This window comes from Streptomyces sp. NPDC008317, from assembly GCF_042955955.1.
Classification (GTDB): domain Bacteria; phylum Actinomycetota; class Actinomycetes; order Streptomycetales; family Streptomycetaceae; genus Actinacidiphila.
Genome location: NZ_JBIBFQ010000010.1, coordinates 297,555 through 309,984 on the forward strand (window position 1 = coordinate 297,555; position 12,430 = coordinate 309,984).

General features: G+C 69.3%; 11 protein-coding genes. All 11 read left to right on the forward strand.

What is annotated here, in order from left to right:
* Positions 1-28: 28 nt before the first annotated feature.
* The 11 genes from ACFY9V_RS29975 (at position 29) to ispG (ending at position 12,419) form a co-directional block, all read left to right on the forward strand.
* The gene (locus tag ACFY9V_RS29975) at positions 29-874 is read left to right on the forward strand and encodes a glycosyltransferase (protein WP_355339541.1); all 846 of its coding nucleotides are present in this window, start codon (positions 29-31) and stop codon (positions 872-874) included.
* A gap of 80 nt (positions 875-954) precedes the next feature.
* Positions 955-1,884, forward strand: coding sequence for an ABC transporter permease (locus ACFY9V_RS29980; protein WP_355339451.1), 930 nt, complete (start codon positions 955-957; stop codon positions 1,882-1,884).
* Positions 1,871-2,680, forward strand: a complete 810-nt coding sequence (locus ACFY9V_RS29985) for an ABC transporter ATP-binding protein (protein WP_355339454.1) — start codon at positions 1,871-1,873, stop codon at positions 2,678-2,680. Before ACFY9V_RS29980 ends, ACFY9V_RS29985 begins: the two co-directional genes overlap by 14 nt.
* Positions 2,681-2,986: 306 nt before the next feature.
* Positions 2,987-3,877: a squalene synthase HpnC gene (gene hpnC / locus ACFY9V_RS29990; RefSeq protein WP_391119327.1), complete on the forward strand. Its 891-nt coding sequence runs from the start codon at positions 2,987-2,989 to the stop codon at positions 3,875-3,877.
* The gene (gene hpnD, locus ACFY9V_RS29995) at positions 3,874-4,818 is read left to right on the forward strand and encodes a presqualene diphosphate synthase HpnD (RefSeq protein ID WP_355339460.1); all 945 of its coding nucleotides are present in this window, start codon (positions 3,874-3,876) and stop codon (positions 4,816-4,818) included. The genes hpnC and hpnD overlap by 4 nt, the downstream gene beginning before the upstream one ends.
* Before the next feature lie 144 nt (positions 4,819-4,962).
* The gene (gene hpnE, locus ACFY9V_RS30000; RefSeq protein ID WP_391051414.1) at positions 4,963-6,375 is read left to right on the forward strand and encodes a hydroxysqualene dehydroxylase HpnE; all 1,413 of its coding nucleotides are present in this window, start codon (positions 4,963-4,965) and stop codon (positions 6,373-6,375) included.
* A complete protein-coding gene (locus ACFY9V_RS30005) occupies positions 6,372-7,442 on the forward strand; it encodes a polyprenyl synthetase family protein (protein ID WP_188282688.1) in 1,071 nt (356 codons plus the stop codon). The genes hpnE and ACFY9V_RS30005 overlap by 4 nt, the downstream gene beginning before the upstream one ends.
* Positions 7,443-7,550: 108 nt before the next feature.
* Complete coding sequence (shc, locus tag ACFY9V_RS30010; RefSeq protein ID WP_391051416.1) at positions 7,551-9,578, forward strand: squalene--hopene cyclase; 2,028 nt, start codon at positions 7,551-7,553, stop codon at positions 9,576-9,578.
* A 3-nt stretch (positions 9,579-9,581) separates the two neighbouring features.
* Positions 9,582-10,184: a 1-hydroxy-2-methyl-2-butenyl 4-diphosphate reductase gene (locus ACFY9V_RS30015; RefSeq protein WP_355339469.1), complete on the forward strand. Its 603-nt coding sequence runs from the start codon at positions 9,582-9,584 to the stop codon at positions 10,182-10,184.
* A 5-nt stretch (positions 10,185-10,189) separates the two neighbouring features.
* A complete protein-coding gene (hpnH, locus tag ACFY9V_RS30020) occupies positions 10,190-11,218 on the forward strand; it encodes an adenosyl-hopene transferase HpnH (RefSeq protein ID WP_355339472.1) in 1,029 nt (342 codons plus the stop codon).
* A 7-nt stretch (positions 11,219-11,225) separates the two neighbouring features.
* A complete protein-coding gene (gene ispG, locus ACFY9V_RS30025) occupies positions 11,226-12,419 on the forward strand; it encodes a flavodoxin-dependent (E)-4-hydroxy-3-methylbut-2-enyl-diphosphate synthase (protein ID WP_391051419.1) in 1,194 nt (397 codons plus the stop codon).
* Positions 12,420-12,430 lie beyond the last annotated feature (11 nt).

Below are 12,430 nucleotides of genomic sequence, written 5' to 3' on the forward strand. Positions count from 1 at the left end.
GCTGCGCGTCGGCGCGGTCATCATCACCATGGGCAACCGCCCCGCGGAGCTGAACGACCTGTTGGACTCGGTCGCCAAGCAGCAGGGCCCGCCGGTGACGGTCGCCGTGGTCGGCAACGGGTCACCGCTGCCGCCGCTGCCCGCCGAGGTGCGCACCGCGGAGCTGCCCGAGAACCTGGGCATCCCCGGCGGGCGCAACGTCGGCATCGAGATGTTCGGCCCCGGCGCCGAGGAAGTGGACGTCGTCCTCTTCCTGGACGACGACGGGCTGCTGCCGGGCGACGACACCGCGGAGCTGGTCAGGCGGGCCTTCGAGGCCGACCCCGAGCTGGGCATCATCAGCTTCCGGATCGCCGACCCCGAGACCGGGCAGACGCAGCGCAGGCACGTCCCCCGGCTGCGCGCCGCCGACCCGATGCGGGACTCGCGGGTCACCACCTTCCTGGGCGGCGCGTGCGCCGTGCGCAGCCGCGTCATCCAGCAGGTCGGTCCGCTGCCCGCTGAATTCTTCTACGCGCACGAGGAGACAGATCTGGCCTGGCGCGCTCTTGACGCGGGTTGGCTGATCGACTATCGGCATGACATGGTGCTGTTCCATCCGGCGACCTCACCCGCCCGGCACGCGGTGTACCACCGGTTGGTGGCCCGTAACCGAGTGTGGCTGGCCCGGCGCAATCTGCCCTGGCCGCTGGTCCCGGCGTACCTCGGCGTCTGGTTCGCGCTGACGCTGGTGCGCCGGCCGTCCGGGCCGGCGCTGCGAGCGTGGCTCGGCGGATTCCGTGAGGGATGGACAACTCCCTGCGGTCAACGGCGGCCGATGCGCTGGCGGACCGTCTGGAGGTTGACCCGGCTAGGCCGACCCCCGATCATCTGACAAGCTCGGACCTGAGAGCATCAGGCGCAGCCCGGGATTCCCCTGCCCCGGCGCGCACCTTGAGGACGAAAGTGTCAACTGTGAGCGAGACAACGCACAATGGTGCGGTCGCCGTCGGTGTCCCCCCGGCACCCACGGCCGATGACGGCCTCAGCCCCGCCCAGGTAGCGGCCAAGTACGGCTTGTCCGTCAGTGGCGCCCGGCCTGGCCTGGTGGAGTACACGCGGCAGCTCTGGGGCCGTCGACATTTCATCAACGAGTTCGCCAAGGCGCGCACCCAGGCGCAGTACACCCAGGCCCGCCTCGGCCAGCTCTGGCAGGTGATGACGCCCCTGCTGAACGCGGCGGTGTACTACCTGATCTTCGGTCTGCTGATCGGCACCAGCAAAGGCATCGACAACTTCATCGCCTTCCTGGTCACCGGCATCTTCATCTTCACCTTCACGCAGTCCTCGGTACTCAGCGGCGTGCGCGCGGTGTCCGGCAACCTCGGTCTGATCAGGGCGCTGCACTTCCCGCGCGCCTCGATGCCGATCGCCTTCACGCTGATGCAGCTCCAGCAGCTCATCATGTCGATGTTCGTCCTGCTGGCGATCGTGCTGATGACCGGTGAGGTGCCGAACGCCTCCTGGCTGCTGATGTTCCCCGCGCTGATCACGCAGTGGGTCTTCAACACCGGCCTGGCGCTGATCGTGGCGCGGCTGGGCAGCAAGATGACGGACCTGGCGCAGCTCATGCCGTTCATCCTGCGCACCTGGATGTACATGTCCGGCGTCATGTACAGCATCGAGAAGCTGACCAGCGACGCGCCGCACTTCGTACGCATCCTGCTCGACATCAACCCGGCCGCGGTCTACATCGATCTGATGCGCTTCGCGCTCATCGACAGCGTGACCTCCTCCCAGTTGCCGCCGCACGTGTGGGCGTCCGCGGTCGGCTGGGCCGTGCTGGTGGGCGTCGGCGGCTACGTCTACTTCTGGAAGGCGGAGGAGCAATATGGCCGTGGCTGAGCAGCAGAGCGTCGAGAGGGCACAGCAGCCCTCCGACAGCCGCGTTCCCACCGTGATAGTGGACGACGTGCACATCGTCTACACGGTGCACGGCGCGGGCACCGGCAAGGGCAGCGCGACCGCCGCCCTGGGCCGGCTGATCTCCCGCAAGGGCTCGCCGAACGTCCGCCGGGTGCACGCGGTCAAGGGCGTCAGCTTCACCTCGTACCGCGGTGAGGCGATCGGCATCATCGGTTCCAACGGCTCCGGCAAGTCGACGATCCTGCGCGCCATCGCGGGTCTGCTGCCGCCGGAGCGCGGGAAGATCTACACCGACGGCCAGCCGTCGCTGCTGGGCGTCAACGCGGCGCTGATGAACGACCTCACGGGTGAGCGCAACGTCATCCTGGGCGGTCTGGCCATGGGCATGACGCAGGACGAGGTGCGCCGCCGCTACCAGGGGATCGTCGACTTCTCGGGCATCAACGAGAAGGGCGACTTCATCTCGCTGCCGATGCGGACGTACTCCTCCGGCATGGCGGCGCGCCTGCGGTTCTCGATCGCGGCGGCCAAGAACCACGACGTGCTGATGATCGACGAGGCGCTGGCCACCGGCGACCGCGCGTTCCAGCGCCGGTCAGAGGCCCGGATCAGGGAACTGCGCAAGGAAGCGGGCACGGTCTTCCTCGTCAGCCACAACAACAACTCCATCCGCGACACGTGCGACCGCGTGGTGTGGCTGGAGAAGGGCGAGCTGTTGATGGACGGTCTGACCGATGACGTGCTCAAGGCGTACGAGGAGCACACCGGCAAGTAGCGTTCCCTGCCTGCTCGCAGGCGTACGAGGTCCCCGTCGGACGATCCGGCGGGGACCTTGTATGTCAATCCCACCACGTGTCACGCCCCCGGCGTACGCCGCAGCATCACCGGTCGTAAGCTGTACCGGTGCTGGGAGCCTGGAGATGATCGAAACCGCTGACCGACACCCGGGTGCGACACCCGGTGCGGCGTGTCCGAAATGGGAAGTATCTGCTGGGCGGTGTAGAACGGGGGGTGTGGCGGCCATGATGATCGGGACCATCCTGCTCCGGGGCACGCTCGCCGCCTGTGTGCCGGGAAGAGCATGGTGACCGGGGACGCCGAGTCCCGGGCCGTCCTGGACAAGGCCGCGCGCGAGAACTTCCCCGTGGCACCGGTGTTCCTGCCGCGTGCCTGGCGCCGGGACCTGATGGCGGTGTACGGATTCGCCCGGCTGGTGGACGACATCGGCGACGGCGACCTGGCGGGGGGCGGCCGGGAGGACGCGCTGCGACTCGGACTGTCCGCCGACTCCGCCGACGACCGGCTCGCGATGCTGGACGCCTTCGAGGCCGACCTCAACCGCGTGTTCGACGGCACTCCCCGGCACCCGCTGCTGCTCGCGCTCCAGCCCACCGTCCGCCGCCACGACCTCAGCCCCGAGCCCTTCCTCGGTCTGATCGCCGCCAACCGGCAGGACCAGCAGGTGCGGCGGTACGCGACCTACGACGACCTGCTGGCGTACTGCGAATTGTCCGCCAATCCGGTCGGCCGACTGGTGCTGTCCATCACCGGCACCTCGACGCCCGAGCGCGTCCGGCGCTCGGACGCGGTCTGCACCGCGCTCCAGATCGTGGAGCATCTCCAGGACGTGGCCGAGGACCTCGGCCGCGACCGGATCTATCTGCCCGCCGAGGACATGAAGCGTTTCTCGGTCGAGGAGGCCGATCTCGCCGCCGCGACGGCCGGCGCACAGGTGCGCGCCCTGGTCGCGCACGAGGCGGAACGCGCCGGATACTTGTTGGATGAAGGTACCCCCCTGGTGGGCAGCGTCCGTGGCAGGCTCAGGCTGCTGCTCGCCGGATTCGTCGGCGGCGGCCGTGCCGCGCTGAAGGCGGTCGAAGCGGCGGGGTACGACGTACTGGCGGTATCGCCGAAAGCCACCAAGCCCAGCCTGCTGCGCGAGGTGGGGTCGACATTGCGAAGAGAGGGGTGAGCCGGACCGTGAACGGTTCCGCCCACACGTCCGGTCCCGTGCTCGCGGCCTACCGCTACTGCGAGGCTGTGACCGGCCACGAGGCCCGCAACTTCGCGTACGGCATCCGCCTGCTGCCCGCCCCCAAACGGCAGGCGATGTCCGCGCTGTACGCGTTCTCCCGCCGGGTCGACGACATCGGCGACGGTGAACTGCCGCCGCGGGAGAAGGCCGAGCGGCTCGACGGCACCCGCGCGCTGCTCACCCGCGTCCGCGCGGGAGAGGTCGCGGAGGACGACACCGACCCGGTCGCGGTCGCGCTCGCCGACTCCGCGCGCCGCTTCCCGCTGCCGCTCGAAGGGCTCGACGAACTCATCGACGGCGTCCTGATGGACGTCCGCGGCGAGACGTACGAGACCTGGGACGACCTCGCCGTGTACTGCCGTTGCGTGGCCGGCGCGATCGGACGGCTCTCGCTTGGCGTGTTCGGCACCGCGAATGGGCACGATCATGCGCGTGCCGCAGAATATGCCGACACGCTCGGCCTCGCCCTACAACTCACCAACATCCTCCGGGACGTCCGCGAGGACGCCGCGAACGGACGGACGTACCTGCCCGCCGAGGATCTCGCCAAGTTCGGCTGCGCGGCCGGTTTCCACAGCGATACCGCGCCGCCCGGCTCCGACTTCCCCGGCCTGGTGGAATTCGAAGTACGGCGCGCCCGCGCCCTGTTCGCCACCGGATACCGGCTGCTCCCCATGCTCGACCGGCGCAGCGGCGCTTGCGTCTCGGCCATGGCCGGGATCTACCGCAGGCTGCTCGACCGGATCGCCGCCGACCCCGAGGCCGTCCTGCGCGGCCGGGTGTCACTGCCCGGACGGCAGAAGGCGTACGTCGCCGTCCGCGGCCTCGCGGGGCTCGACGCCCGCCGTACCGCCCGCTCCCCACGAGGTGACGCGTGAGACCGTCCCGCGACGGCGCGGGTCCGCGCGCACGGCACGGGGCACGGTACGCGCACGACGAGGCAACCACCGGGACACGTACGGCGTCACTGCCAGCAACGGTTCGCCGTGCTGGACACGGCGGGGCCGAAGGGGGGAGGACGCATGACCGCGCATGAGCGGATCACCACCGACGGCGGCGGCATGCGCACCGCCGTCGTGGTCGGCGGCGGACTCGCCGGTACGACGGCCGCGCTCGCGCTGGCCGACGCCGGGGTGCGCGTCACCCTCGCCGAGGCCAGACCCCGGCTCGGCGGCCTCGCCTTCTCCTTCAAGCGCGGCGAGTTGACCGTCGACAACGGCCAGCACGTCTTTCTGCGCTGCTGCGACGCCTACCAGTGGTTCATCGACCGGATCGCGGCCCGCGACCTGGTGACCCTTCAGGACCGGCTGGACGTACCGGTGCTGGAGGCCGACACGCTCCGGCTGGGGCGGCTGTCCAGGACCGCGCTGCCGGTGCCCCTGCACCTGGCCGCGAGCCTGCTCCGCTACCCGCATCTGAGTCCGCGTGAGCGGGCCTCGGTGGGCCGCGCCGCGCTCGCGCTGGGCCGCCTCGACCTGGACGACCCGGCCCTGGACCGTACGGACTTCGCGAGCTGGCTCAGTGCGCGCGGGCAGTCGGCGCGCACCATCGAGGCGCTGTGGGACCTGGTCGGTGTGGCCACGCTCAACGCGCGGTCGGCCGACGCCTCGTTGGGCCTGGCCGCGAAGGTCTTCAAGACCGGACTGCTCTCCGACCCGGGGGCCGCCGACATCGGCTGGGCCTCGGCGCCGCTGGGCGACCTGCACGACGGCCGGGCCCGCGCCGCGCTGGACACCGCGGGCGTACGCACCATGCTGCGCTCCCGTACCACCGGCATCAAAGAGGCGGCGGACGGCGGCTGGCACGTCTCGATCGAGACCGGACCGGGACGCGGCGAGCAACTCGACGCGGACATCGTGGTGTTGGCGGTCCCGCAGCGCGAGGCGCACGGCCTGCTGCCCGCCGGATCGCTCGAAGATCCGGAAAAGCTCTTGCGCATCGGTACCGCTCCGATCCTCAATATGCATGTGATCTACAACAGACAGGTGCTCCGACAGCCGTTCTTCGCGGCACTCGGCAGCCCCGTCCAGTGGGTCTTCGACCGCACCGTCAGTTCCGGGCTCACCGGCGGCGGTCAGTACGTGGCCGTGTCCCAGTCGGCGGTGGAGGACGAGATCGACCTCCCCGTGGCCGAGTTGCGCGCCCGCTACCTGCCCGAGCTGGAACGGCTGCTGCCCGCGGCCCGCGGCGCGGGCGTCCGCGACTTCTTCGTCACCCGGGAACGCACCGCGACCTTCGCGCCCACTCCGGGTGTCGGGAGCTTGCGGCCCGGTCCGGTGACCCGCGCCCCCGGCCTCTACCTGGCCGGGTCGTGGACCGCCACCGGCTGGCCCGCGACCATGGAGAGCGCGGTGCGCAGCGGCCTGCACGCCTCCCGAGAAGCGTTGTCCGCGCTCGGGATGCCATTCGACAACGGCGTCCTGGAGGCGGCATGAGTGCTATTGGTGCAACCAGAGGAGAGAACGTGACCGCCACCGGCGTCATCGAACTGCTGGAAAACGGCCGCATCCTGACCACACCCGTACTGCGCGCGGCCGTGGCCCGCCTCGCACCCCCGATGGACACCGTCGCCGCCTACCACTTCGGCTGGATCGACGAGGCGGGCCGCCCCGCGGACGGCGACGGCGGCAAGGCCGTACGCCCGGCGCTGGCCCTGCTGTCCGCGGAGGCCGCGGGCGCCTCGGCCGAGACGGGCGTACCCGGCGCCGTCGCCGTGGAGCTGGTGCACAACTTCTCGCTGCTGCACGACGACCTGATGGACGGCGACGAGCAGCGACGGCACCGCGACACGGTGTGGAAGGTGCACGGTCCCGCCCAGGCGATCCTGGTCGGCGACGCGCTCTTCGCGCTCGCCAACGAGCTGCTGCTGGAACAGGGCACGGTCGACGCCGGCCGGGCCACCCGCCGGCTGACCACCGCCACCCGCAAACTGATCGACGGTCAGGCGCAGGACATCTCCTTCGAGCACCGCGAGCGGGTCACCGTCCAGGAGTGCCTGGAGATGGAGGGCAACAAGACCGGCGCGCTGCTGGCCTGCGCGTCCTCCATCGGCGCGGTGCTCGGCGGGGCCTCGGAGTCCGACGCCGACGCGCTGGAGGAGTACGGCTACCACCTGGGGCTCGCCTTCCAGGCGGTGGACGACCTGCTGGGCATCTGGGGCGACCCCGCGGCCACCGGCAAGCAGACCTGGAGCGACCTGCGGCAGCGCAAGAAGTCGCTTCCCGTGGTCGCCGCGCTCGCCGCGGGAGGGTCCGCGTCGGAGCGCCTGGGTGAACTGCTCGCGGCGGACGCGAAGAATCCTGAAACCGGTGCCTTCAGCGAGGAAGAGTTCGCTATGCGCGCGGCGTTGATCGAAGAGGCCGGTGGACGTGAGTGGACCTCCCAGGAGGCCAGGAGGCAGTACGCGACCGCCATCGCCGCGCTGGACAAAATGGACATGCCGGAACAAATTCAACGTAAGCTCGTTGGTCTCGCGGATTTTGTGGTGGTCCGCGAGAAATAAAGAGAACGACAGAACGAAACGTGGAGCGCTAACGTCGCCGGTCCCTCTTATGTGACGGCCGACGGCCGCCCCAACACCGCAGATAGTCTCAACTGCAAAGGGGAAGCCATGACAGCGACGACCGATGGCAGTCCAGGGACGCCAACCCACCGGACACCTTCGGCCAGCAGCACCTCGGAGCCGGACCCTGTTCCAGCCGACGGCACCGAGGCGGCGGCGCAGCGTGCCGTGCAGCGCGCCGCAGACCACCTTCTGGCACGGCAGCACCCCGACGGATGGTGGAAGGGCGACCTCGAAACGAACGTGACGATGGACGCCGAGGACCTGTTGCTCCGACAGTTCCTGGGTATCCAGGACGAGCAGACCACCGCGGCCTCCGCCCGGTGGATCCGCTCGCAGCAGCGTGAGGACGGCGCCTGGCCCACCTTTCACGGCGGGCCGGGCGACGTGTCGGCCACCATCGAGGCGTATGTCGCGCTGCGACTCGCCGGGGACTCCCCGGACGAGGCGCACATGGCACTCGCCGCCAAGTGGTCGCGCGGCGAAGGGGGAGTGGCGGCCAGCCGGGTCTTCACCCGCATCTGGCTGGCCCTGTTCGGCTGGTGGAGCTGGGACGACCTCCCGGAACTGCCGCCCGAGATCATCTACCTGCCCAAGTGGATGCCGCTGAACATCTACTCGTTCGGCTGCTGGGCGCGGCAGACCATCGTGCCGCTCACCGTCGTCGGAGCCCACCGCCCGGTCCGCCCGGCGCCGTTCGGCATCGACGAGCTGCACATCAACCCCAAACAGCCCAACCCCAAGCGGCGCAGAGCCTCCATCAGGACCTGGGACGGCGTCTTCGAGCGGCTCGACCAGGTGCTGCACGTCTACCGCCGCTTCAGCCCGCGCATGGTGCGGCGCAGCGCCATGCACGCCTGTGCCCGCTGGATCATCGAGCGTCAGGAGGCCGACGGCTGCTGGGGAGGAATCCAGCCACCCGCCGTCTACTCCGTGATCGCCCTGCACCTGCTGGGCTACGAGCTCGACCACCCGGTGGTCAAGGCCGGTCTCGACTCGCTGGATCGTTTCGCCGTATGGCCGGAAGAGGGCGTCCGGATGATCGAGGCGTGCCAGTCCCCGGTCTGGGACACCTGCCTCGCGGCCATCGCGCTCGCCGACGCGGGCGTTCCCGCGGACGACCCGGCGCTGGTCAAGTCGGCCGAATGGATGCTCGGCGAGCAGATCACCCGGCCGGGCGACTGGTCCGTGCAGCGGCCCCAGCTCGCCCCGGGCGGCTGGGCGTTCGAATTCCACAACGACATCTACCCCGACATCGACGACACCGCCGAGGTCGTCCTCGCCCTGCGCAGGATCGACCACCCGGACCGGGCGCGCGTCGACTCCGCGGTGGAGAAGGCCGTGCGCTGGAACGTCGGGATGCAGTCGCGGAACGGCGCGTGGGGCGCCTTCGACGCCGACAACACCAGCAGGTTCCCGAACCGGCTGCCCTTCTGCGACTTCGGCGAGGTCATCGACCCGCCGTCGGCCGACGTCACGGCGCACGTGGTGGAGATGCTCGCCGCGCTCGGTCTCGAGCACGACGAGCACGCCCGCCGCGGCATCGAGTGGCTGCTGGCGGAACAGGAGGACAACGGCGCCTGGTTCGGCCGTTGGGGGGTCAATTACATCTACGGCACGGGGTCCGCCGTCCCCGCGCTGGCCTCGGCCGGTCTGCCGTCGAGCCACCCGGCGATCCGCAAGGCGGTGAGCTGGCTGGAATCGGTGCAGAACAACGACGGTGGCTGGGGCGAGGACCTGCGCTCCTACTCCGACCGGGAATGGGTGGGCCGCGGTGCCTCCACCGCCTCGCAGACCGCGTGGGCCCTGATGGCGCTGCTGGCGGCGGGCGAACGGGACGGTGACGCGGTCGCGCGCGGGGTGCGCTGGCTGACCGACACCCAGCTCCCCGACGGGTCGTGGGACGAGCCGTACTTCACCGGTACGGGCTTCCCCCGCGACTTCTCGATCAACTACCACCTCTACCGCATGGTCTTCCCGCTGACCGCCCTCGGGCGATACGTACGCGACGAGCCGTTCGGTACCGCGGGTGCCCCGGCCGTCACCGCCGGAACCGCCGCTGGAAAGGGGGCCTAGTTCGTGGGCCATACAGGACCGCCGCTGCTGGTGGTGTGCGCCCTGCGCATCGAGAAGGTCGCGCTGCGCAGGGGAGCGGCCCGGAACGCCGCCGAAAGGGTCACCGTGCTCAGGACCGGCATGGGACCCACGGCCGCCGACCGGGTGGTCCGTGAGGCCCTGCACCAACCGGAGCTGCGCGGCTCGGCCGTCCTCACCACGGGCTTCTGTGCCGGGCTCGCGCCCGGCATGCGCCCCGGTGACGTCGTGGTCGCCGAGGACGGCCACGAGAGCGAGGCGCTCGCCGCCGCGCTCAAGGCGGCCGGTCACACCGTGCACACCGGCCCCCTCGCAGAATCCGACCATGTCGTGCGGGGCGCCGAGCGCACCGCACTGGCGGCGACCGGTGCCATCGCCGTGGACATGGAATCGGCCGCGATGCGACGCGCCGCGCTCGCCGAAGGCGCGCGCCACATCGCGGCGGCCCGAGTCGTCGTCGACACGCCCGAGTTCGAACTCGTACGTGTCGGAACGCTTCGCACCGGGATCATCGCATTCCGGGTGCTCAGAGATCTTGTTCCTGCCTTTCTTGATTGGCACCGCACTACCGTGCTCCCCTGGAGGTGAGCTAGATGGCTATGCCGCTCCGTCAGACCATCCGTGTCGCGTCGTACCTCTTCGAACAGAAAATGGTCAGGCGCCGCGAAAAGTTCCCGCTCATCGTCGAGCTCGAACCGCTCTTCGCCTGCAACCTCAAATGTGAGGGCTGCGGCAAGATCCAGCACCCCGCCAACGTGCTGAAGCAGCGCATGCCGGTGGCCCAGGCCGTCGGCGCGGTGCTGGAGTCGGGCGCGCCGATGGTGTCCATCGCGGGTGGTGAGCCGCTGATGCACCCCCAGATCGACGAGATCGTCCGGCAACTCGTCGCGAAGAAGAAGTACGTCTTCCTCTGCACCAATGCCCTTCTGCTGCGCAAGAAAATCGAGAAGTTCACACCTTCTCCTTACTTTGCCTTTACCGTTCACATTGACGGTATGCGCGAGCGGCACGACGAGTCCGTGGCCAAGGAAGGTACCTTCGACGAGGCCGTGGCCGCGATCAAGGAAGCCCAGCGCCGCGGTTTCCGGGTCACCACGAACTCGACTTTCTTCAACACCGACACGCCGCAGACGATCATCGAGGTGATGAACTACCTCAATGACGATCTGAAGGTCGAGGAGATGATGCTGTCTCCCGCGTACGCCTACGAGAAGGCGCCCGACCAGGACCACTTCCTGGGCGTGACGCAGACCCGTGAGCTGTTCAAGAAGGCGTTCGACGACGGCAACCGGCGCAAGTGGCGGCTCAACCACAGCCCGCTCTTCCTGGACTTCCTGGAGGGCAAGGCGGACTTCCCCTGCACCGCGTGGGCGATCCCCAACTACTCGCTCTTCGGCTGGCAGCGCCCCTGCTACCTGATGGCCGACGGGTACGTGGCCACGTACCAGAAGCTCCTGGACGAGACGGACTGGGACAAGTACGGCCGGGGCAAGGACGACCGGTGCGACAACTGCATGGCGCACTGCGGTTACGAGCCCACGGCCGTCATGGCCACCATGGGCTCCCTGAAGGAGTCCATCCGCGCCGCCCGTGAGACGGTCGCCTCCAACAGGGCGAAGTGACCTGACGATGACAGCAGTCGAGCCGGTCGCGCTCGGCCTGCCCTCCCTGCCGGCCCGGCCTCTGGCGACGCGTCGTGTTTCGCGTCGTATCCAGGTCGGGTCGGTCCCGGTGGGCGGGGACGCGCCTGTTTCCGTCCAGTCGATGACGACGACCCGTACTTCTGACATCGGTGCCACTCTTCAGCAGATCGCGGAGCTGACGGCTTCGGGCTGTCAGATCGTGCGGGTGGCGTGTCCGACGCAGGATGACGCCGACGCGTTGGCGACGATCGCGAAGAAGTCGCAGATTCCGGTGATCGCGGACATTCATTTTCAGCCGAAGTACGTGTTCGCGGCGATCGATGCCGGGTGTGCGGCGGTTCGGGTGAATCCGGGGAACATCAAGCAGTTCGACGACAAGGTGAAGGAGATCGCGCGGGCGGCTTCGGACGCGGGGACGCCGATCCGGATCGGTGTGAACGCGGGGTCGCTGGACGCGCGGCTGCTGAGGAAGTACGGGAAGGCGACGCCTGAGGCGCTGGTGGAGTCCGCGCTGTGGGAGGCGTCGCTGTTCGAGGAGCACGGTTTCCGGGACATCAAGATCTCGGTGAAGCACAACGACCCGGTGGTGATGGTCAACGCGTACCGGTTGCTGGCCGCGCAGTCGGACTATCCGCTGCATCTGGGTGTGACGGAGGCGGGTCCGGCGTTCCAGGGGACGATCAAGTCCGCTGTGGCGTTCGGTGCGCTGCTGTCGGAGGGTATCGGGGACACGATCCGGGTGTCGTTGTCGGCTCCTCCGGCGGAGGAGGTCAAGGTCGGGATTCAGATTCTGGAGTCGTTGAATCTGCGGCAGCGGCGGCTGGAGATCGTGTCGTGTCCGTCGTGCGGGCGTGCGCAGGTGGATGTGTACAAGCTCGCGGATCAGGTGTCGGCGGGTCTTGACGGTATGGAGGTCCCGCTGCGGGTCGCGGTGATGGGCTGTGTCGTCAACGGTCCGGGTGAGGCCCGTGAGGCCGACCTCGGTGTGGCGTCGGGCAATGGCAAGGGTCAGATCTTCGTCAAGGGTGAGGTCATCAAGACCGTGCCGGAGTCGAAGATCGTCGAGACGCTGATCGAAGAGGCGATGAAACTCGCCGAGCAGATGGAGGCCGACGGCACCACGTCGGGTGAACCCTCCGTGACCGTCGGCGGCCAAGCCGTCGCGGGAACGGTCGGCTGAACATAGCAATC

Excerpts from the sequence above, each read along its gene's own strand:
- ACFY9V_RS29975 (WP_355339541.1), top strand. The coding sequence starts at position 29 with ATGGGCAACCGCCCCGCGGAGCTGAACGACCTGTTGGACTCGGTCGCC.
- ACFY9V_RS29985 (WP_355339454.1), top strand. The coding sequence starts at position 1,871 with ATGGCCGTGGCTGAGCAGCAGAGCGTCGAGAGGGCACAGCAGCCCTCC.
- hpnC (WP_391119327.1), top strand. The coding sequence starts at position 2,987 with ATGGTGACCGGGGACGCCGAGTCCCGGGCCGTCCTGGACAAGGCCGCG.
- hpnE (WP_391051414.1), top strand. The coding sequence starts at position 4,963 with ATGACCGCGCATGAGCGGATCACCACCGACGGCGGCGGCATGCGCACC.
- ACFY9V_RS30005 (WP_188282688.1), top strand. The coding sequence starts at position 6,372 with ATGAGTGCTATTGGTGCAACCAGAGGAGAGAACGTGACCGCCACCGGC.
- shc (WP_391051416.1), top strand. The coding sequence starts at position 7,551 with ATGACAGCGACGACCGATGGCAGTCCAGGGACGCCAACCCACCGGACA.
- hpnH (WP_355339472.1), top strand. The coding sequence starts at position 10,190 with ATGGCTATGCCGCTCCGTCAGACCATCCGTGTCGCGTCGTACCTCTTC.
- ispG (WP_391051419.1), top strand. The coding sequence starts at position 11,226 with ATGACAGCAGTCGAGCCGGTCGCGCTCGGCCTGCCCTCCCTGCCGGCC.